The 18,983-nt window shown below is 66.7% G+C and carries 18 protein-coding genes and 2 riboswitches; of the genes, 11 read left to right on the forward strand and 7 right to left on the reverse strand.

Annotation, left to right across the window (positions count from 1 at the left end; all coding sequences use genetic code 11):
* Positions 1-696 precede the first annotated feature (696 nt).
* Positions 697-1,173: an RES family NAD+ phosphorylase gene (locus LG3211_RS10245; protein ID WP_057942755.1), complete on the reverse strand. Its 477-nt coding sequence runs from the start codon at positions 1,171-1,173 to the stop codon at positions 697-699.
* Positions 1,174-1,249: 76 nt separating this feature from the next.
* A complete protein-coding gene (locus LG3211_RS10250; protein WP_222837595.1) occupies positions 1,250-1,891 on the reverse strand; it encodes an antitoxin Xre/MbcA/ParS toxin-binding domain-containing protein in 642 nt (213 codons plus the stop codon).
* A 268-nt stretch (positions 1,892-2,159) separates the two neighbouring features.
* Here LG3211_RS10250 and LG3211_RS10255 point away from each other — a divergent pair, with 268 nt between their 5' ends.
* Together LG3211_RS10255 and LG3211_RS25595 are read left to right on the forward strand one after the other, a co-directional pair.
* The gene (locus LG3211_RS10255) at positions 2,160-2,594 is read left to right on the forward strand and encodes a hypothetical protein (protein ID WP_057942756.1); all 435 of its coding nucleotides are present in this window, start codon (positions 2,160-2,162) and stop codon (positions 2,592-2,594) included.
* Positions 2,595-3,236: 642 nt separating this feature from the next.
* On the forward strand, positions 3,237-4,241 hold the full coding sequence (locus tag LG3211_RS25595; RefSeq protein ID WP_057942757.1) for a hypothetical protein: 1,005 nt from the start codon (positions 3,237-3,239) through the stop codon (positions 4,239-4,241).
* Positions 4,242-4,316: 75 nt separating this feature from the next.
* Here LG3211_RS25595 and LG3211_RS25600 read toward each other — a convergent pair whose 3' ends face one another.
* Positions 4,317-4,679, reverse strand: a complete 363-nt coding sequence (locus tag LG3211_RS25600; protein WP_148648839.1) for a hypothetical protein — start codon at positions 4,677-4,679, stop codon at positions 4,317-4,319.
* Positions 4,680-4,683: 4 nt separating this feature from the next.
* Positions 4,684-4,903, forward strand: a riboswitch (cobalamin riboswitch).
* 140 nt (positions 4,904-5,043) lie between these two features.
* Here LG3211_RS25600 and LG3211_RS10265 point away from each other — a divergent pair.
* Genes LG3211_RS10265 through LG3211_RS10295 form a run of 7 tightly spaced genes read left to right on the forward strand, consistent with a single transcriptional unit; the run spans position 5,044 to position 11,525 of the window.
* Complete coding sequence (locus LG3211_RS10265; protein WP_057945395.1) at positions 5,044-6,558, forward strand: CoA-acylating methylmalonate-semialdehyde dehydrogenase; 1,515 nt, start codon at positions 5,044-5,046, stop codon at positions 6,556-6,558.
* A gap of 11 nt (positions 6,559-6,569) precedes the next feature.
* Positions 6,570-7,748, forward strand: a complete 1,179-nt coding sequence (locus LG3211_RS10270) for an acyl-CoA dehydrogenase family protein (protein ID WP_148649188.1) — start codon at positions 6,570-6,572, stop codon at positions 7,746-7,748.
* Positions 7,745-8,539 (forward strand): enoyl-CoA hydratase, encoded by a 795-nt coding sequence (locus LG3211_RS10275; RefSeq protein WP_057942759.1) that lies wholly within the window; start codon positions 7,745-7,747, stop codon positions 8,537-8,539. Before LG3211_RS10270 ends, LG3211_RS10275 begins: the two co-directional genes overlap by 4 nt.
* Positions 8,536-9,723: an enoyl-CoA hydratase/isomerase family protein gene (locus LG3211_RS10280; protein WP_057942760.1), complete on the forward strand. Its 1,188-nt coding sequence runs from the start codon at positions 8,536-8,538 to the stop codon at positions 9,721-9,723. The genes LG3211_RS10275 and LG3211_RS10280 overlap by 4 nt, the downstream gene beginning before the upstream one ends.
* Positions 9,720-10,610, forward strand: coding sequence for a 3-hydroxyisobutyrate dehydrogenase (gene mmsB / locus LG3211_RS10285; protein WP_057942761.1), 891 nt, complete (start codon positions 9,720-9,722; stop codon positions 10,608-10,610). The genes LG3211_RS10280 and mmsB overlap by 4 nt, the downstream gene beginning before the upstream one ends.
* Complete coding sequence (locus tag LG3211_RS10290; protein WP_057942762.1) at positions 10,607-11,266, forward strand: epoxyqueuosine reductase QueH; 660 nt, start codon at positions 10,607-10,609, stop codon at positions 11,264-11,266. Before mmsB ends, LG3211_RS10290 begins: the two co-directional genes overlap by 4 nt.
* Positions 11,267-11,297: 31 nt before the next feature.
* Positions 11,298-11,525 carry a hypothetical protein gene (locus LG3211_RS10295; protein ID WP_057942763.1) on the forward strand — a complete coding sequence of 76 codons (228 nt, stop codon included), beginning with the start codon at positions 11,298-11,300 and terminating at the stop codon, positions 11,523-11,525.
* 179 nt (positions 11,526-11,704) lie between these two features.
* Here LG3211_RS10295 and LG3211_RS10300 read toward each other — a convergent pair whose 3' ends face one another.
* The gene (locus LG3211_RS10300) at positions 11,705-14,221 is read right to left on the reverse strand and encodes a hypothetical protein (protein WP_057942764.1); all 2,517 of its coding nucleotides are present in this window, start codon (positions 14,219-14,221) and stop codon (positions 11,705-11,707) included.
* Positions 14,222-14,263: 42 nt separating this feature from the next.
* Positions 14,264-14,347, reverse strand: a riboswitch (cyclic di-GMP riboswitch).
* A gap of 169 nt (positions 14,348-14,516) precedes the next feature.
* The gene (locus LG3211_RS10305) at positions 14,517-15,341 is read right to left on the reverse strand and encodes a universal stress protein (protein WP_057942765.1); all 825 of its coding nucleotides are present in this window, start codon (positions 15,339-15,341) and stop codon (positions 14,517-14,519) included.
* A 171-nt stretch (positions 15,342-15,512) separates the two neighbouring features.
* On the opposite strand from LG3211_RS10305, the gene LG3211_RS10310 reads away from it, so the two are divergent.
* Together LG3211_RS10310 and LG3211_RS10315 are read left to right on the forward strand one after the other, a co-directional pair.
* Entirely contained in the window at positions 15,513-16,058 is a 546-nt protein-coding gene (locus LG3211_RS10310) for a GNAT family N-acetyltransferase (RefSeq protein ID WP_235115002.1), read from the forward strand.
* Positions 16,059-16,116: 58 nt separating this feature from the next.
* Positions 16,117-16,488, forward strand: a complete 372-nt coding sequence (locus tag LG3211_RS10315; RefSeq protein WP_057942766.1) for a low affinity iron permease family protein — start codon at positions 16,117-16,119, stop codon at positions 16,486-16,488.
* A gap of 30 nt (positions 16,489-16,518) precedes the next feature.
* On the opposite strand, the gene LG3211_RS10320 is transcribed toward LG3211_RS10315, so the two are convergent.
* Both LG3211_RS10320 and LG3211_RS10325 read right to left on the reverse strand, forming a co-directional pair.
* Positions 16,519-17,775 carry an MgtC/SapB family protein gene (locus tag LG3211_RS10320; RefSeq protein ID WP_083512442.1) on the reverse strand — a complete coding sequence of 419 codons (1,257 nt, stop codon included), beginning with the start codon at positions 17,773-17,775 and terminating at the stop codon, positions 16,519-16,521.
* A gap of 21 nt (positions 17,776-17,796) precedes the next feature.
* On the reverse strand, positions 17,797-18,834 hold the full coding sequence (locus tag LG3211_RS10325) for a zinc-dependent alcohol dehydrogenase (RefSeq protein ID WP_057942768.1): 1,038 nt from the start codon (positions 18,832-18,834) through the stop codon (positions 17,797-17,799).
* Positions 18,835-18,983 lie beyond the last annotated feature (149 nt).

Here is an 18,983-nt window from a genome sequence, read left to right on the forward strand (position 1 = left end):
GTGAGGCATGGATGCGGGATCAGGGAAGGTCGCGGCGGGCAGGGATGCGGTACAGGGATGGAGATGGGCCAGGGATGGCCGGGGTAGGGTGAAGCGGCAGCGGATGGTGCGATTTTTTCTATTCTCCGCCTCGCCGTTTCCGTAAAGGCGCTCGTTGTACTTCGGTAGAGCCGAACGCCTGGAGACTTCAGCGTGATCCCTCAAGAACGTCATTCCCGCGAAGGCGGGCTCCGCTTTACTTCGGCGGAGCCGAACATCCAGAGACTTCAGCGTCATCTTTCCAGCCCGTCATTCCCGCGAAGGCGGGAATCCAGAGACTTCAGCGTCATCTCTTAAGACCGTCATTCCCGCGGAAGCGGGCTCCGCTTTACTTCGGCGTAGCCGAACATCCAGAGACTTCAGCGTCATCTTTCCAGCCCGTCATTCCCGCGAAGGCGGGAATCCAGAGACTTCAGCGCCATCTCTCAAGACCGTCATTCCCGCGAAAGCGGGAATCCAGCGACTTCACGCGTTCTCGCACGAAAGGCACTGGATGTTCGGCTACGCCGAAGTAAAGCGGAGCCCGCTTTCGCGGGAATGACGGTAGGTAGGTGCGCGGTTTCCGAGTTCCGTATATTCCGGCCAGAGCTCTAATCCAAGTCCGAATCTCCGAGTCCGAATCCGAATCCGAATCCGAATCAAACCCCCACCCGACCCTCAAGGCGCCCGAAACACCACGTTGTACTGAAACTTCCGCCCCGTAGTCGCCCGCAGCTTCTTCGCGTCGCGATGCTCCGGATTGATCAACGCGTTGTACTCCTCCGGCACGATCACCGACGGCACCAGCAAGATCGCCGACGCGCCGCTGTTCAACCACTGCGAGCCGATCCGCACGCTGGCCACGCCGGCCGGGACCGCGTCCCAACCGCCCGGCAGGTCCTGCGGCGTCATCTGGATGCGCGCCTTCCACACCGCCGCCGGCACCTCGATCGACACCACGTGCCGGTTCAACGGAAGGCCGTGCGAATCCACATACGCCGCGGTCTCAAGCGCTGCCAACGCCAGCGAGGTGGCGGTGTACAGCACGCGCTGACCGTCGTCGTTCCAACGGCCGGGAAATTTGGCCGCGCCCGCGCCGCTCAGATCGTCGGCGCGATAAGCGCGGGTTTCGCCGGCGATACGCCAAAGTTTCATGTTTGCGGCCTCGTCCTTGCGGCAATGGATCGGATCGGCGAAACACCGCTCATGCGGTTGCGCTCACGGCGGCGTACTACTGATACGCACCGCTTTCCAGCGAACCCAGCAGGCGCGCGACCACGCTCAGGCCGGTCGGCGTGTCCAGCAGGTCGGCCGGCTTCTGTCCGCCCAGGGCGGCTTGCGGCTGCTCGATCCAACTGCCGAGCCACTTGGCCCAATCGAAGTCGCGCGCGTCCGGCGCCGTGCTGTCCTTGAGCATGGCTTCGGCGATGCCGAGCAGATGCATCACCCCCAGCGCGGCCTGTCCGCTCGCGCCGGTGATGCGCGCGTGCTGCGCGGCCTTGCTTTCGGCGGTGGCCTTGGCGATGCCCAGGATGTTGAACATCCTCACCGCCGACAGGTCCATGCTGGTCGCCATGTGCTTGACCACCTGCGCGGGCACGCCTTCGCGCTCGGCCTCCACGCGTTGCAACGGGCTGGCGCTGCGCAGGTAGGCGACGTAGCCGTTGAGCGTGGCCGGGGCGCTGTTGTAGGCCTGCAAGGGCGAGGGCTCCTTGACCGATGCGCCGTGCTTGTTGCGCGCCAGCTTGGGGTAGGCGTGTTCCTGCGCATCGAGCCGGCTTTCGCGCAGCGCGGGCTTGCCGCGGCCGGCGGATTTCGCGGTCGGCTTGGTCCCGGCCTTGGCCGGCGGAGGCGTCTTGGCGGCTTTGCTCATGGCGGGTGGCCCTGTCCGTGGTGTCCTGATCTGGACGGATCGTAGCACAAAAATGTACGAAGTGTGCTGGGCGTCCCAAGCCGGGCCAGGGGCCCTGCATCCATTCGCGGGCCCTGCGACGTACTTGGGCGATGCTGCCGCCGTACCCGCAGGCGCCGACCGGCCGAGAGCAAATAGCCCATTTTCGATTGCTATGCTGCGCGGCTCCGGCGCCGTGCATCCAACCGCCCTGGCCGGTACCGCACCTCGTCCATCGTTAGGAGACAACATGAATCGCAATTCGCGGATCTTCGGATCGTGCCTGGGCCTGCTCCTGGTCGCGGTTCCGCCAGCCCATGCGCAGAAAGACCGCCAGGTCTACGAAGACGCGATCGCGCGCTCGGCCGAGGTGTGTCCCGACCATTCCGCCGAGCGCACCCGCGCCGGAGTCATGGCCGTCCCGGCCGCCACCTTGAAGGTGCTGGAGGAGTTCGATGTCGCCCTGTGCCCGGACCGCCGCCTCGACAGCACCACGCCGGTGGTCTGGTACGGCGTGCAGAACGTGTTCGCCTGGAATCCGTCGGTCAAGGGCGCGCCCAAGGTGATGGCGACCCAGGCCGCCGCCTACGCGCGCAGCGAGGAGTTCCCGCAGACCACCGTGGTGTGGAAGGCGAACGGCAAGCTCGCCGAAGGCGCGCTGGTGCCGTCGTTCCGCAAGCGTTGAGGGTTTGATGGCGGCGGCCGGCTTGAGGTTGCCGGCCGCGGGGACGCCGCGGAGGTTCGCGGGCATCCCTGTGTAAGCCGCCAGGCAATCAAGCAGCGAGAAAACAGGCCGGCGTTCGCCGGCCTTTGCGCATGGCGCGATCGAATCGGGCGCATCGACGGCTGCATGGCCTGGCCGCGTCGATGCCGCGAGCCAACGCCGCCGAGCACGCCGCACCGCGCGGCCGTCATCGAATCGTGAACGAAAGCCACACCGGCGGCGCCGATCGCGCTGTGGCCAACGGAATTTTTATTCTCTCGCCGACGCCGTCCTCGTATCGTCGCGTGCATTCGTCGCGTCGATGATCGAGTGCATCGGCGCGGCGCGCGCGGACGCTCGGCGGCTTCGCCGAGGCGCGAATCGATAAGCGCTGTCGACTGTTTCCCGATCTCCACGGCGTCGCGGCTTGCGGCGGAAGCGGGCGAGGGCGTGGTGAAGTACGCAATCCCGTGTCGCCGCGGTCCACCGTGTTCGCCCGCCGCGCCTGAACGAAGGCCGGCAAGCGCGCGCGACGAGCGTCGCGCGCGCGGAACTCGTTCTATCGTTCCCGTTCCGATGCTTGCGGCCCGGCGCATGTTTCAGGCCATCACCCCCGAAGGATGAATGAACAAAGCCGCTCCTCCGCAAGATGCCCTGCTGCATGCGAGCGCTTTGCTGATCGCCGTCGCGGTGACGATGTTCACCGGTTGGCTGTTGCTGGACGTGCCGGCCCCGGCGCCGGCGCAACCGGCCCTGGATGTGGTCCTGATCGAGCGCGTGCCGCCGCCCGTCGAGCCGCCGAGCGAACCGGACTTCGTGCCCGTGCCCATGCCACGCGACCGCCCGCACGCGCCTCAAACGGCGAGCGTCGCCGCGAACACGCCCCGTCCCGTGCAGCCTCAGCCATCGACGCCGCGCAAGCAAACCGCGGCAAACACGCCACCGCCCGCGCGCCCCAGCCGGCTATTCAACGCCGACGGCCGCGTCGCGCTGCCGGAGGCCGACCCGATGCGCGCGCCGCCCGGCCGCGCGCCGGGCGATCCGGACGATCCCAAATTCGTAGCCGCGAAGAACACCTTCGAACGCCGCAATCCGATCGACGTGCCGCCGACCGGATTCGAATCGGATTGGGCCACCGAAGGCACCCTCGGCAAGGCCTTGCTGGGTAAGGCGACCAAGCGGCTGCAGAAAATCGCCGACGCGATGCCGTTCAAGCGCGATATCCAGCAGGCACGCGCGCGGCCGCCGCCGCCGGTGCGGTTCAATCCGGCGCTGCACGAGCGGCCCTCGGACCTGGGCAGCGAAGCCACCGGCGATGCCTACAAGGCCGCGCCGATCGCGTTCGAGCCCGCGCCGGGCCTGCAGGGCGAGGCCAGCCGCCGTATCCGTCAGGCGATCGGCGAAGTCGAAGCGGCCCACGGCGGCTGCGAGCGCAAGCGGCTGCGCGAGTTGCTGGCGCCGGCGATCGTGCGCGTGGACGAACTTCAACGCATCGAACGCGCGATGGCGAGCGGCGTCGATCCGATCCGCGCCGAACAGTTGCTGCCGCGTTCGGCCGACATGGCCTACGACCAGGCGCGTCGCGCGATCTGGTACGCGAAACAGCAATTGGCGACGTGCGCGAGCTGACCTGGGCGGCCTGATACACGAGTACCGACGACATCGACTGTTCGTTTGTTCGCCGCGTTGCCGTCGACGGTGCGGTTACGGCGTTGAAGCGCGCACCGTCAATGCGTGCGATTCAAACGAAGTCGGCGCTGAGCGCATCGCGCGAACCATCGGCGTCTGCATGATCGCGACGATGGCGGTGCCGATCTGGCGCCGCAGAGAGGCGATGAACAGGCGCGAGGCGCACATTCGATGCGGCAATGCACGCATCACCATCGATATTAGCGTTTGAGCCGCGATGCACGTCATCGCATCGCTTTGTGATCCGCGTGGTGAATCCACCGCCATTGCAGCCGCGTCGATGCCTTGACGCCGGCCCGCATCCAGCGCTTGCGTCCGCTCTGAACGAACGCGCGCAATGCGCCCGCCGCGATGCGGCTTGTCCGCCCAGGGCCGCAAGCACTACACTTCGCCCGCCACAGGTGCCTTGCACGCCGGTCCATACCGGCGCGCAGGGTGAAACGGGAAGTCGGTGCGGACGTGATCGTCCAATTCCGACGCTGCCCCCGCAACGGTAGGCGAGAACACCCGACGTTGACCACTGCGCTCGCGCGGGAAGGTGTCGGGGTGATGCTTCGGCATCGCTCGCAAGCCCGGAGACCGGCCCGTGGCGGACATCGGGAGATGTCCTCCTCGAGTGTTGCGGCGGGCAACCTGACGGGCTGATTCGATGCGGCGTGCGTTCGCCATCGTTTCGTCTTGTCGCGCGTCTCCGCAACCCTCGCTTTCGCGGGTGTGCGATACGGAGACCACCATGAACGATATGCATCGCGTTGCGACCGAGGTCGCGACGGTCAAGCTTTTGATCGACGGCGAATTCGTCGAATCCCGCAGCACGCAGTGGCGCGACGTCGTCAATCCGGCCACCCAGGCGGTGCTGGCGCGCGTACCGATGGCCACGGCCGAGGAAGTGGACGCGGCGGTGGCTTCGGCCGCACGCGCGTTCAAGACCTGGCGCAAGACCCCGATCGGCGCGCGTGCGCGCATCTTCCTGAAATATCAGCAGCTGATCCGCGAGCACATGAGCGAGCTCGCCGCGATCCTGACCTCCGAGCAGGGCAAGACCTTGCCCGACGCCGAAGGCGACGTGTTCCGCGGCCTGGAAGTGGTCGAACACGCCGCGGCGATCGGCAACCTGCAACTGGGCGAGTTGGCCAACAACGTCGCCGGCGGCGTCGATACCTACACCTTGCTGCAACCGCTGGGCGTGTGCGCGGGCATTACGCCGTTCAATTTCCCGGCGATGATTCCGCTGTGGATGTTCCCGATGGCCATCGCCACCGGCAACACCTTCGTGCTCAAGCCGTCCGAACAGGATCCGCTGGTGACCATGCGCCTGGTCGAGCTGGCGCTGCAGGCCGGCGTTCCCAAGGGCGTGCTCAACGTCGTCCACGGTGGCGAAGATGTGGTCAACGCGATCTGCGATCACGCCGATATCCGCGCGGTGTCGTTCGTCGGTTCGACCAAGGTCGGCACCCACGTGTATCGCCGCGCCTCGCTCGCCGGCAAGCGCGTGCAATGCATGATGGGTGCGAAGAATCACGCCATCGTGCTGCCCGACGCGAACAAGGAGCAAACCCTCAACGCCATGGCCGGCGCCGCGTTCGGCGCGGCCGGGCAGCGTTGCATGGCCGCGTCCACCGCGGTGTTGGTCGGCGAAGCGCGGCAGTGGATTCCGGATCTGGTCGCCAAGGCGCGCACGCTCAAGGTCAACGCCGGCACCGAGCCGGGCACCGACGTGGGTCCGGTGATTTCCTGCGCCGCGCGCGAACGCGTCGAAGGCCTGATTGCCTCGGGCGTGGAGCAGGGCGCGGTGCTCGAACTCGACGGCCGCAATCCCGCGGTGCCGGGGTATCAGCAAGGCAATTTCGTCGGCCCGACGATCTTCTCCGGCGTCGAACCGGGCATGCGCATCTATCAGGAAGAAATTTTCGGACCGGTGCTGGTGATCCTCGGCGTGGACACGCTGGATGAGGCGATCGCGCTGATCAACGCCAATCCCAACGGCAACGGCACCGCGATCTTCACCCAGTCCGGCGCTGCCGCGCGCAGGTTCCAGGAAGAGATCGACGTCGGCCAGGTCGGCATCAACGTGCCGATTCCGGTGCCGGTGCCGCTGTTCTCGTTCACCGGCTCGCGCGCCTCCAAGCTCGGCGACCTGGGCCCGTACGGCAAGCAGGTGGTGACCTTCTATACCCAGACCAAGACCGTCACCGCGCGCTGGTTCGACGACGAGACCCTGGGTCACGGCGTCAACACCACGATCAGTCTCAAGTGATGGCCGCGGTCATGGACTGGCAGGCCGCGTCGGTGGTGCCGACCGGCCTGAGCGAAGAACAGGCTGCGTACCGCGATGCGGCGCGCGACTTCGCCCAGGCTCGGTTGGCGCCGCATGCGGCGCAATGGGACGCGCAAGGCATCTTTCCGCGCGAAGCCATCGCCCAGGCCGGCGAGCTCGGCTTTTGCGGGCTGTACGTGGACGAAGCCGCCGGCGGCTCGGGCTTGAGCCGGCTGGACGCGGCGATCGTGTTCGAGGAACTGGCCGCGGTCGATCCGTCCACCGCGGCGTTCATCAGCATCCACAACATGGCGACCTGGATGCTGACCGCGCATGCCAGCGACGTGGTGCGCGAGCAGTGGGGCCCGGCTCTGGCCAGCGGACGCAGTCTGGCCTCGTATTGCCTGACCGAACCGGGCGCGGGATCGGATGCGGCCTCGCTGAAAACCCGCGCCGTGCGCGACGGCGAGGACTACGTGCTCAACGGCGCGAAGGCTTTCATCTCCGGCGCCGGCGCCACCGACATGCTGGTGGTGATGGCGCGCACCGGCGGCGATGGCGCGCGCGGCATCAGCGCGTTCGCGGTCGCCGCCGACAGCGCCGGCATCGCCTACGGCCGCAAGGAAGAAAAGATGGGCTGGAACAGCCAGCCCACGCGCGGCATCAGCTTCGAGAACGTGCGCGTGCCGGCGCGCAATCTGCTCGGACGCGAAGGCGACGGCTTCAAGATCGCGATGAAGGGGCTCGACGGCGGCCGCATCAACATCGCCAGTTGCTCGCTCGGCGCGGCCCAGGGCGCCTTGGACGCGGCCCGCCGCTACATGGGCGAACGCCGCCAGTTCGGGAAGAAACTCGCCGAGTTTCAGGCCCTGCAGTTCAAGCTCGCCGACATGGCCACGCAACTGATCGCCTCGCGGCAGATGGTGCATACCGCCGCGCGCAAGATCGACGCCGGCAGCAGCGATGCCACCGTGTGGTGCGCGATGGCCAAGCGCTTCGCGACCGATGCCGGCTTCGCCGTGTGCAACGACGCGCTGCAGATCCACGGCGGCTACGGCTACATCCGCGAATACCCGATCGAGCGCCTGCTGCGCGATTGCCGCGTGCACCAGATCCTGGAAGGCACCAACGAAATCATGCGCGTGATCATCGCGCGCCATCTGCTCAACAGCGACGAGGAATTGCGATGAGTCTTGCCGACACCGTCTACACCGGCCTGAAGCTGGAAATCGACGGCCACACCGCCGTGGTCACGCTGAGCAATCCGCCGGCCAACACCTGGACCCGCGACAGCCTCGCCGCCTTGCGCGATCTGGTCCGCGACCTGGACCGCGAGCGCGACATCTACGCCCTGGTGATCACCGGCGAAGGCGAGAAATTCTTCTCGGCCGGCGCCGATCTCAAGCAGTTCGCCAGCGGCGACAAGGCCCTGGCGCGCGACGCGGCGCGCCGCTTCGGCGAGGCCTTCGAAGCGCTGAGCGCGTTCCGCGGCGTGTCGATCGCGGCGATCAACGGCTATGCGATGGGCGGCGGGCTCGAATGCGCGCTGGCCTGCGATCTGCGCATCGTCGAGGAACAGGCGCAACTGGCGCTGCCGGAAGCGACGGTAGGCCTGCTGCCTTGCGCGGGCGGCACCCAGAACCTGCCGCGTCTGGTCGGCGAAGGCTGGGCCAAGCGGATGATGCTGCTCGGCGAGCGCGTCGATGCGGCGACCGCACTGCGCATCGGTCTGGTCGAGGAAGTCGTCGGCAAGGGCGAGGCCAAGGCGCGCGCGCTGGCCTGGGCCAGGCAGGCCGAGAAACAGAGCCCGACCAGCGTCACCGCGTGCAAGGCGCTGGTGCAGGCGACGCGTTCGCAGTCGCATGCGACCGCGCTGGTGAGCGAGCGCGAAGCGTTCGTGGATCTGTTCGACAGCGCCGATCAGGTCGAAGGCGTGGCGGCGTTCCTGGAAAAGCGCGCGGCGCAATGGAAGAACGCATGAACGCGTCGATCCAGCCCGCAATCAGCGAAACCGTCGCGCCGTCGCCGGTGTTGTTCGAACAGCGCGCGGCCGGCAACGGCCGGCGCATCGGCATCGCTACGCTCAACGCCGCGGCGACCTTGAACGGCCTGTCGCTGCAGATGGCCGAATTGCTCGACGAACAACTGCGGCTTTGGGCCGAGGACGACGCGATCGCCCTGGTCGTGCTGCAGGGCGCGGGCGAGAAAGCCTTCTGCGCCGGCGGCGATCTGCACGGGCTGTATCGCGGCATGCGCGAATACCAGGCCGGCGGTGGCGGCGACATTCGCAACAATCATCAGGCCAGCGAGTTCTTCCGCACCGAATACCGCCTCGACTATCGCATCCATCGCTATCCCAAGCCCTTGCTGTGCTGGGCCCACGGAATCGTGATGGGCGGCGGCATCGGCTTGATGGCCGGCGCCAGCCATCGCGTGGTCAGTGAGCGCTCGCGGCTGGCGTTTCCGGAAATCACCGTCGGCCTGTATCCGGATGTCGGCGGCAGCTGGTTGCTCAACCGCGTGCCGGCGCGCGCCGGGCTGTTCCTGGCATTGACCGGCGCGCCCTTGAACGCCAGCGATGCGATCTACGCCGGTCTCGCCGATCACCACGTGCCCGAAGCGCGGCGCGCGGCGGTGTTGACGCAGTTGAGCGATGAAGCGTGGTCGGGCGAGGCGGAGATGGATCGCCAGCGCCTGACCGCGCTGTTGCAAGCGCATGGCGAACCCGCGCCTGCCGGGCCGCTGCAACAGCACGCGGCGTTGATCGAGCGACTGTGCGAGGGCGAGGATTTGGCAAGCATCGTCGCGCGCATCCAGGCGCTGGACGGCGACGACGCCTGGCTGACCGGCGCGGCCAAAACGCTGGCCGCGGGCGCGCCCGGGTCGGCGCGGCTGGGCTTCGAGCTGCAACAGCGCGCGGCCGAACTGTCGTTGGCCGATACCTTTCGCGTGGAATACCTGGTCTCGCTGCAATGCGCCGCGCACGGCGATTTCGCCGAAGGCATCCGCGCCTTGCTGATCGACAAGGACCGCACTCCGCGCTGGAATCCGCCGACGCTGGAACTGGCCAGCGCGGGCTGGGCCGCACCGTTCTTCATCGCGCCGTGGCCGCACGGCGAACATCCGCTGTCCGATCTGGACGTTTCCACGCAGGTCCACGCATGAGCCGCATCGCATTCATCGGTCTGGGCAACATGGGCGGGCCGATGGCGGCCAATCTGCTCAAGGCCGGATATTCCGTGCAAGTGTTCGATCTGTCGTTCGCCGCGGTGGCGACCGCGGTCGCGGCCGGCGCCGCCGCCGCGGCGAACGCCGCCGAAGCGGTGGCCGGCGCGCAGATCGTGATCTCGATGCTGCCGGCCAGCCGCCATGTCGAAGGCCTGTACCTGGGCGACAGCGGATTGCTGGCAGTGATCGAGCCCGGCGCGTTGATCATCGACTGCAGCACCATCGCCCCGGCCTGCGCGCAGAAGGTCGCGCAAGCGGCGAACGCGCGCGGCGTGGACATGATCGATGCGCCGGTATCCGGCGGCACCGCAGGCGCCGCGGCCGGCACGCTGACTTTCATCGTCGGCGGCGAAGCGGCGGCGCTGGAACGCGCGCGCGAGGTGCTGCAGGCGATGGGCAAGAACATCTTCCACGTCGGCGCCAACGGCGCCGGGCAGGTCGCCAAGCTGTGCAACAACATGGCGCTGGGCGTGATCATGGCCGCGACCGGCGAAGCGCTGGCGCTGGGCGTCGCGCACGGCCTCGACCCGAAGGTGCTGTCGCAGATGATGGCGGTCAGCACCAGCCGCAGTTGGGCCACCGAAGTGTGCAATCCCTGGCCCAACGTGCTCGACAACACGCCGGCCTCGCGCGGCTACAGCGGCGGCTTCGGCAACGACCTGATGCTGAAGGACCTGGGCCTGGCGGCGGAAGCGGCGATGGGCATCGGCGCCTCGATTCCGCTCGGCGAACTGGCGCGCAATCTGTACGCGATGAACAGCCAGGCCGGCCGCGGCGCCCTGGATTTTTCCAGCGTGGTCAAGCTGGTCGCGAAGGACGCATGAGCGCGCAGCGCAAGCCGCTGCAACTGCCCGGCGGCGACAGGCTGCTGCTGCATTCGTGCTGCGCGCCGTGTTCGGGCGAGTTGATGGAGGCCTTCGTGGTGGCCGGCATCGACTACTCGGTGTTCTTCTACAACCCGAACATCCACCCGCTCAAGGAATACGAACTGCGCAAGGAAGAGAACATCCGCTTCGCGCAGAAACACGGCGTTCCGTTCATCGATGCCGATTACGACACCGACCACTGGTTCGCCCGCGCCAAGGGCATGGAGAACGAACCCGAGCGCGGCATCCGCTGCACCATGTGCTTCGACATGCGCTTCGAGCGCACCGCGCTGTACGCGCACGAGCACGGCTTCCCGGTGATGACCACCTCGCTGGGCATTTCGCGCTGGAAGAACATGGCCCAGATCAACGACAGCGGCCAGCGCGCGGTCGCGCCGTACCCGGGCCTGTCGTACTGGGACTACAACTGGCGCAAGGACGGCGGCAGCCAGCGCATGATCGAGATCAGCAAGCGCGAACGCTTCTACCAGCAGGAATACTGCGGCTGCGTGTACTCGCTGCGCGACACCAACCGCCATCGCAAGGCCCAGGGCCGCGAGCGCATCCAACTCGGCGTGATGTTCTACGGCGACGACCCGCCCGCAAGCGATTGAACCCGGGACGGGGACGGACAAGGAGGCGGGAATGGGCAAACCTACGTACTACGTCGAAGTCGTGCGCGCCGGGCGCGAACAGGATCACCACGATTACTGGGTACTGGGCCGCCGCGCCAAGCATTCGGGCGAGCCCTTGAACGCGGAGGAAGTCAGCTTCGTGGAAGCGGTGCGGGCCAGCAATCGGCGTGAGGCGGTGGTGCTGGTGGGGCGCAAGTATCCGGGGCATGCGATCGCGGGGATGGTCGCCAAAGTCTGATCGCGTGCGTTGACGGCTTGCGATGCGATGCAAGCGCGGGAAACCCGCGGACACAAGAAAGGCCGGAAGCGATTCCGGCCTTTCTTGCGTTTTCGGTTCTGACTATGCGTATTCCTGCCTCGACCGGACCAGCCCCCGGCGATAACCGGGGGCTGGCCTGACTCAGCGTGATGCCGTTCTTATTGAGCTGCCTTGGAGAGTGTGGAAGGCGAGACCGAGCAATGGCCCGGGCCGGTGGTGCCTTCGTTGTAGGAGCCGAGGATGCCGGCCAGGTTGATTGCGGTGTCGCGCGCCGGTCCCTTCGGCGCCGTGGTGCTGCGTCCGGTGAACCACGCGGTCGCCTGTGCGATCGCGCTGCTTACCTGGGTCGGAGCGCTCGCGCCCGCTTCGACATTCAGGCGCGCCGCCATGTATTGGTGCGCCAGGATGTAGTAAGCGTTGCCGCCCTTCGGCGGAGTCCAGAACACGGCATACCACGTCTGCCCGGAGCTGAAGAACAGCGTGTTCTCGCCGATCGCCGCCCAGGTCGCGTCGTAAGGCGCGGGGCCGTACGTCGAGTGGGTCTTCCAATAGCCCAGGGTGTAGGTGCAACCCGCGTTCGCGCACAGTTCCGGCACGCGCACGCTCAGCACCGCCTCGTCGCTCTTGTTCGCGCCGTTGTCGGTCGCAAGCGTGAGCAGGTTGGGCACCATGAACTCGCAGCTGTTGCCCGCGCCGGTCTGGCTCGGAAGCAGCCACGAAGCGAACACATCCAGGCTGCGCACCATGTCCGGATCGGGATCCACGTCGCCGGTCGCATAGTGCACGAAGCTGCCGCACAACAGGGGTTGCACGGTCCAGCCGAAGCCAGTGCCGAGATTCAATCCGGCGGTGCCGTTGAACAGGTCGGTCAGCACCACGCAACGATCGGTTTCGACATTCGGATCGCCATAGGCCAGGGCCGCCTGATTGGAGTCGTAGGCTTGCAGCCCGCAGTCGCTGGCGGCGCCGTTGGCGTCGTAGCACTGCCGCACTCGCTGGATGCTGGCTTGGTTATACCCGTCCAGCTTGCCGCTCAGCGAGGCTTGATACGCGCAATGCAGCGAAGTCGGTCCTTGCGCGTCGCAGGTCGGCGATACCGATTGCGTCGTGCCTCCGGCGAAATGCAGAACATCGCTGGGGGCGCTCGGACTGAACACGGGCGTGACATCGACGGGCCAGTTGACCTGGATGTCGCCGGACACGGCGAAGCCGCTTTCCGATTCGATACCGCGGGTCGCGGCGAGCCGGTACACGGTCTCGTAGCTGCCGCCGTCATTCAGCGTGACATCGATATCGTCGCACAGGTAATTGCCTGCGTAATCGCCGCTGGCGATCGGATCGGCCAGGCATCCCTGCATTCCGGTGACCTTGGCGTCCGCCGGCGAAACCACGATGTGCTTGTCCGCGCTCCATCCATAGTCGCGGTCGTAGCGTGTTTGCGCGGTCTTGGAGATCGAGACCGTGCGGCAAGCCACGTTGACGCTGGCGGAATCGCTCGCTGTCGCATTGGTGTTCGCGCCGGTGCTCCAGCTACCGGTGGCCGTATTGTTGTGCGAGCCGCCATCGGCGTCGCACGCGAACGGCTGCGGCCGTCCATAGGTCCACACATAGCCGGCGTCGCCGAGGGCGAAGCTGTGATCCACGGCGTTGGGCAGCATGGAGTCGTCGACCGAGAAACTGTCGCCGTAGCTTTCTGCCGGGTTGGCCGGAATGGTGAAGGCCGCCGTGGCGGTGAAGGTGTAGCTCTGCGCGCTGCCGGGGCTGCCTCCGCTGCTGCCGTCGTCGGCGCAGCCGCAACTGCCGTTGCGTTGCGTGGTGATGCCGGCCGCGTTGACGCCGCCGCTCGCGTTGAGCAGGAACGGATGGCTCAGGCTGCTCAGATCGAAGGCGTAGCTGCACGCAAGAATGATCTTCTGTGCGTTGGGCGCCGGCTTCGTGCAGTCCAGCGTGTCGGTGTCGCCGCCTTGCGCGGTCCATTGAAGCGCGAACTGATTCGGCGCGTTGCCGAACTGCATGGTGTCGACCACCGCGGTGGCTTTCCAGCCGAAGTCGAAAGGATCCTTGACGGTGATGGTGCCGGACACGCGGTAAATCCCGCGGGTCAGCGGCGTGGCGGTGACGGTGTATTCGACTTGATGGCTGTCGCCGTCGAACATGGTGATCTGTTCGGGGGTGACGCTCTTGTCGATGCTCCAGTCGGTATAGCGTTTCCAGCTCGCGTCGGCGGTTTTCTCGCCGCTGGGCTTGGGCAGGAAGCAGAACGCGACATGGCTGACGCCGGCCGGTTCGCCGCTGCCGTTGTCGGGCGAGTACAGATTGATGTCGGCGGATACGGCCGGGTCGTAGTGGAACACGTTGTAGGCGTTACCGCCCTTGACCACGATGTAGTCCATCGGCACGGTCGCGTTGAAGCCGATGTACTGGTTCTGCCCCGAGGGGGTGTAGTTGAAGGTGATGGACTGGCCGGGCAGGCCGAGGTTGTAGCTTTGGCCGTTGACCGGCGCGCCGCCGGTGCTGGAGCCCAGCCCCTGCCAGGTGCCGACGCCGGGCAGGTCGTTGCATGAGGTGAAATTGCCGGGGTAGGTGGTCGGTTGCACCGACGCGGCCCAGGCCCCGGAAGATGCCAGCAATAGCGCCGCGGTGAGCAGCGGACGCCAACGTCGTTGGGTGGACATGTCAGAACTCCATGAGCGGGGCGTGATCGCCCGGTCGATGCGCTCGGTAGCTCGGCCGTGCCGGCGTGGGACCGGTACCCGGAGGCTTTGCGACGCCGGCTCTCGCCGGGTGTGCCTTTTTCGAGTCCTGTGTGATTCCGCGTGCCTCTTCCCCGATGCACGTCGTGACGCAGCCGTATGGGTGCAAGCGTTCGTTAACACGGTCTGCGTTGGGGGCGAATATACGCTTGCAGCTGGTTTTTGCTATGTTTCAAGAGCGAAACGTTTCCGGCCGGTCGCCAGTCCGGCTCCGGCGCTAGTGCGCGAACAAGACCGGGCACATCGCGTTGTCCAGCAAGTAACGCGTCGTACCGCCCAGGATCTGTTCGACCAGCCTGGAACGGCTGTAGGCGCCTGCCACGATCAGGTCGGCGTTGCATTCGATCGCATGATCGACGATGACGCAGCCCGCACTGGCGTGGGCCGCGGAGCGGCGGACCTGCTTGACCTGTACCCCGTGCCGCTCAAGGTAGTTGGGCAGCGAGGCGTCCAAAGGATGAGCGGTGGAAGAGGTTTCATCCGCGCTCAACAGGTCGACCGAGCGCATGCGCGCCAACCAGGGCAAGGCGTCGCGCAGCGCGCGGGCCGCTTCCCGCGAAGGCTTCCAGGCCACGACGGCGTGGCCGAAATCCGCCGGCAGGGCTTTGTATGCCGGCACGCACAGCACCGGCCGGCCCGAGCCGACCGCGACGGCGGCGAACAGGCGGTGGCGGGCATCGTGCTCGTTCGTATCCATGCCCAGCACGGTGACGTCGGCGTAGCGCGCATGCTCTACCGAAATTTCCTCCGGCGTAGACCAGAACGCTTCGGAACGGCGGATTTCATAGGGCACGCCTTCGTAGTGCAAGCGCGCGTCGGCGGCCTCGGCCATGCTTTGGGTGGTGGCCAGCGCGCAGTCGCGCATGTTCTGGTAGACGCCGGCGGGGTAATAACTCCAGGCTTCGGGAATCGGCGCGGCCTGGCTGACGCCCACCAGCGCGATCACCCGGCCGCGCCAGGCCTTGGCTATCGCGCAGGCGGTGTGCACGACGGGCGAGGGAATGTCTCCCATCAACAACGGCACGAGGAAATCCTTGAACATGGCGCGCGCTCCGGGTTTCGTGGCAACAGCGTGACAGCGCCGGCGAAACACGCATTGATCCGGATCAATGAAGGCGAAGCCGGTTCAATGGCGCGGATTGATCCAGATCAACAGCGGCGCGCAGCCAAGGCCTAGGCTGGATTGGCAACCCATCCATCCCAGGAGCCCGCCGTGAATATCGCAACGACCTCCACTCCCGTTCCGCCCCCGCTGCGGTGGACGCAGACCTTGCGCGATCGCAGCCAGGTGTTGATCAGAGCCATCTCGCCGCTGGACCGGTCGGCCGAACGCAGTTTTCTGGAAGGCTTGTCGGCGCAGGCCCGGCGCTTTCGCTTTCTGGGGCAGGTTCGCAGCCCCAGCGAGCAGTTGCTGGATCAGCTCACCGATATCGATCCCGAGCACGAGGTGGCGTTCGTCGCGGTCGTCGCGGAGGGAGGTGCCGAGCGGATCGTCGGTGCCAGCCGCTACAGCTCATCGGCGGATCACCAGTCCTGCGAATGCGCGGTGACCGTCACCGATCAATGGCAGAACAAGGGACTGGGCAGCGCCTTGATGAAGCATTTGATCGAGATCGCGCGGCAGCGCGGCATCCATCGGATGTACTCGGTGGATCTGGCCGAGAACCTGCAGATGCGCGACCTGGCGACCTACCTGGGCTTTCACGTGCGCATCGACCCGGACGATGCCAGTCAGGTTATACACGAGTTGTCTCTGTGACCGACACACGCCGCGCCCAGCGCGGCGTTTTTCTTGATGCGACCGGGCAGGCGAAGACATGAAAATCGCACACGCTTTCGATCGGTTTTCCAAGCTGTCGGCGCGGTTTTCCGGACGGCCTTTGGCGTTTACATCGGCCGTGGCGATCATTGTGGCTTGGCTGCTTACCGGGCCTTTGTTCGGCTTCAGCGACACCTGGCAATTGGTGATCAACACGGCGACGACGGTGATCACCTTCCTGATGGTATTCCTCATCCAGAACACCCAGAGCCGCGATACCGAAGCCATTCAGATCAAGCTCGACGAGCTGATCCGGGTGACCGAAGCGGCGAGCAACGGGCTGATGGATCTGGAAGAACTGGACGAAGCCACCTTGGACGATTACCGCCGCAAGTACGAACTCATGGCGCGGCAATCGCGGGCAAAGTGACCGGCTCCACGCCGTGCCAGGGGATTAGCTTCAATTCAGCGATGCGACCAGAACGAACGTCGCGGCCATGAGAACCGTTCCCGGGATCAGCCGACCGGCGAAACTGCGGCCGCCTTTGATGCCGGCCACCAGGCACTTCATCAGCGAGTTGGCGAGGAAGGCCCCGATCAGCCCTTGTTCGGCCAGACGCGTATCGAGCGGATCGCGCATCATCGATTGCGCGGCCGAGGCCGCGGCCGCATGCACATCGGCCAGTCCCGACGCCGCCAGCACCCACGGCAGACTGGCCTGGCCGAGAATCTCGCGCAGGATCGCCGCACCCATCATGATCGCGGCGAGCAAGGCCACGAATCGCAGCGTGGCCATCGGTTCGAACGGGCGTTGCGAGACCATCTTGCGCGCCGGAACCGACACGGCCGCGGTCGATGAGCGCGTGGATAGCCATGCGCTCGCAATGACGACCGCCCCGGCGGCGATCAGCGCCGGCGTGGCCCAACGCAGCATCGTCGCGGACACCGCGCCGATGACGACCGCCAGTTGCACGATCGTGGCGACATTGGACATCAGCCCGGCGCTCGCCGCGGCGGGGGCCAGCGCGGGATCGGCGCGGGCGCGATCGGCCATGGCGGCGATGGTGGCGGTGCTGGATACGAAACCTCCGGCCAGGCCGGCGATCGACAGGCCCAGCCTGACCCCGAACAACCGCAGCGCGATATAGCCCACGGAGCTGATCGTCATGACGGCGACCACCAGCACCCACAGCCGGTACGGGTTGATCGAGCTCCACGGGTCGATGGTGCGGTCGGGAAGCAGGGGCAGCACCACGAATGCCGCCGCGGTAAGCAGGAGCAGGTCATGCAGTTCCTGACGCGTGAGCACCCGCCGGCTGAATCGATGCAGGCGCTGTTTGCTCGCCAGCAAGATGGCGACCACCACGCCCAGCGCCGCCGCCAGGCTGGGCGATCGCATCGACAGCGCGCCCAGGAGCCAGGTGATCAGCAAGGCGATTTCGGTGGTGAGCCCGGGATCGCGATCGCGAGTGCTCAGATAGCCGGCCGTGACCAGCACGCCGAGGAACACACCGGCCGTCAGCAGGCCGGCATCGCCCAGGCTGACGGCGACCGCGCCGGTCAGGCTGCACAGCACGAAGCTGCGGATGCCCGCCGGTTCGCGCAGCGGGCCGCGGCCCTTGGCGCGTTCGCGATCCAGGCCCACCAACAGGCCGATGCCGAGCGCCACACACAGGCCGATGATCGCCGAGGGCAGGGGTAAGGAATGCAGGCTCACGGGCGCGGATTCGGCAGCGGTCTAAGCGGCCAGACTCATGTCCAGCACGGCGCGGCCTTCGATTCCGCCCACGCGCAAACGATCGAGCACCACGTTGACCTGACTCAGCGGGTAGGGCTCGACCATGGCCTGCACCTTGCCGTAGGCGGCCATGTCGATGGCTTCGGCCAGGTCCTGGCGATTGCCGACGATCGAGCCGCGCAGGGTGATGCGCTTGAGCACGACATCGAAAATCGGCGTGGCGAACTCGCCCGGCGGCAAGCCCACCAGGCAGATCGTGCCTTTGCGCCGCACCATGCCCAGGGCCTGGGTGAAGGCACTGGGCGATACCGCGGTGACCAGCACGCCCTGCGCGCCTCCACCGGTGCCGCGGCGGATGTCTTCCAGCGCGCCGATGTCGTTCGCATTGACGACGATTTCCGCGCCCAGCGACCGGGCCAGCGAAAGCTTGCTTTCGCTCACGTCGATGGCGGCCACGTGCAGCCCCATCGCCTGCGCATACTGGATCGCCAGATGGCCCAGTCCGCCGATGCCGGAAATCACGATCCATTCGCCCGGACGCGCCTGCGTCTCGCGAATGCCTTTGTAGCTGGTGACGCCGGCGCACAGGATCGGCGCGAGGCCGACGAAATCGCAGCCGCTGGGCAAGCGCGCGACGTAGGCCGCGCTGGCGATCGCGTATTCGCCGAAGGTGCCGTTGACGCTGTAGCCGCTGTTGCGCTGGCGTTCGCACAAGGTTTCCCAACCGCTGATGCAGTATTCGCAGCGGCCGCAGGCGTCGTGCAGCCAGGCGATGCCGACCGCGTCACCGGCGCGAAGATGATTCACCCCGGCGCCCGTCTCGGCGACGATGCCGGCGCCTTCATGCCCTGGAATGAACGGCAAAACCGGTTTGACCGGCCAGTCGCCCTGCACCGCGTGCAGGTCGGTATGGCACACGCCGCTGGCGCGTATCTTGACCAGCACCTCGCCCGGCCCGGGCGTGGGAATGGGCAGATGTTCGATGGTCAAGGCCGCGCCCAGGCGGTGCGCCATCGCCGCTCGCATCGTGCCTTTCATAAGATTCTCCAGCGCGGGATTTCATTGCGACTCTAGGCGCGGCCCGGCCGCCCGACTTGACCTGGATCAAGTCCGCGCAAGCTTGCGGCCCGCGAACCGGGGAGCTTGCGAGGTGCGGTGGATCGGCCCATGCTCTGGGGCACAATCCA

The sequence above is a fragment of the Lysobacter gummosus genome, from assembly GCF_001442805.1.
In the GTDB taxonomy this organism is placed as follows: domain Bacteria; phylum Pseudomonadota; class Gammaproteobacteria; order Xanthomonadales; family Xanthomonadaceae; genus Lysobacter; species Lysobacter gummosus.

What these genes read in the sequence shown, in the direction of transcription:
- LG3211_RS10255 (WP_057942756.1), top strand. Translation starts at nt 2,160, where the DNA reads ATGAATCGCAATTCGCGGATCTTCGGATCGTGCCTGGGCCTGCTCCTG.
- LG3211_RS10265 (WP_057945395.1), top strand. Translation starts at nt 5,044, where the DNA reads ATGCATCGCGTTGCGACCGAGGTCGCGACGGTCAAGCTTTTGATCGAC.
- mmsB (WP_057942761.1), top strand. Translation starts at nt 9,720, where the DNA reads ATGAGCCGCATCGCATTCATCGGTCTGGGCAACATGGGCGGGCCGATG.
- LG3211_RS10300 (WP_057942764.1), bottom strand. Translation starts at nt 14,221, where the DNA reads ATGTCCACCCAACGACGTTGGCGTCCGCTGCTCACCGCGGCGCTATTG.
- LG3211_RS10315 (WP_057942766.1), top strand. Translation starts at nt 16,117, where the DNA reads ATGAAAATCGCACACGCTTTCGATCGGTTTTCCAAGCTGTCGGCGCGG.
- LG3211_RS10270 (WP_148649188.1), top strand. Translation starts at nt 6,570, where the DNA reads ATGGACTGGCAGGCCGCGTCGGTGGTGCCGACCGGCCTGAGCGAAGAA.
- LG3211_RS10295 (WP_057942763.1), top strand. Translation starts at nt 11,298, where the DNA reads ATGGGCAAACCTACGTACTACGTCGAAGTCGTGCGCGCCGGGCGCGAA.
- LG3211_RS10245 (WP_057942755.1), bottom strand. Translation starts at nt 1,173, where the DNA reads ATGAAACTTTGGCGTATCGCCGGCGAAACCCGCGCTTATCGCGCCGAC.
- LG3211_RS10290 (WP_057942762.1), top strand. Translation starts at nt 10,607, where the DNA reads ATGAGCGCGCAGCGCAAGCCGCTGCAACTGCCCGGCGGCGACAGGCTG.
- LG3211_RS10305 (WP_057942765.1), bottom strand. Translation starts at nt 15,341, where the DNA reads ATGTTCAAGGATTTCCTCGTGCCGTTGTTGATGGGAGACATTCCCTCG.
- LG3211_RS25595 (WP_057942757.1), top strand. Translation starts at nt 3,237, where the DNA reads ATGAACAAAGCCGCTCCTCCGCAAGATGCCCTGCTGCATGCGAGCGCT.
- LG3211_RS10250 (WP_222837595.1), bottom strand. Translation starts at nt 1,891, where the DNA reads ATGAGCAAAGCCGCCAAGACGCCTCCGCCGGCCAAGGCCGGGACCAAG.
- LG3211_RS10325 (WP_057942768.1), bottom strand. Translation starts at nt 18,834, where the DNA reads ATGAAAGGCACGATGCGAGCGGCGATGGCGCACCGCCTGGGCGCGGCC.
- LG3211_RS10280 (WP_057942760.1), top strand. Translation starts at nt 8,536, where the DNA reads ATGAACGCGTCGATCCAGCCCGCAATCAGCGAAACCGTCGCGCCGTCG.
- LG3211_RS10275 (WP_057942759.1), top strand. Translation starts at nt 7,745, where the DNA reads ATGAGTCTTGCCGACACCGTCTACACCGGCCTGAAGCTGGAAATCGAC.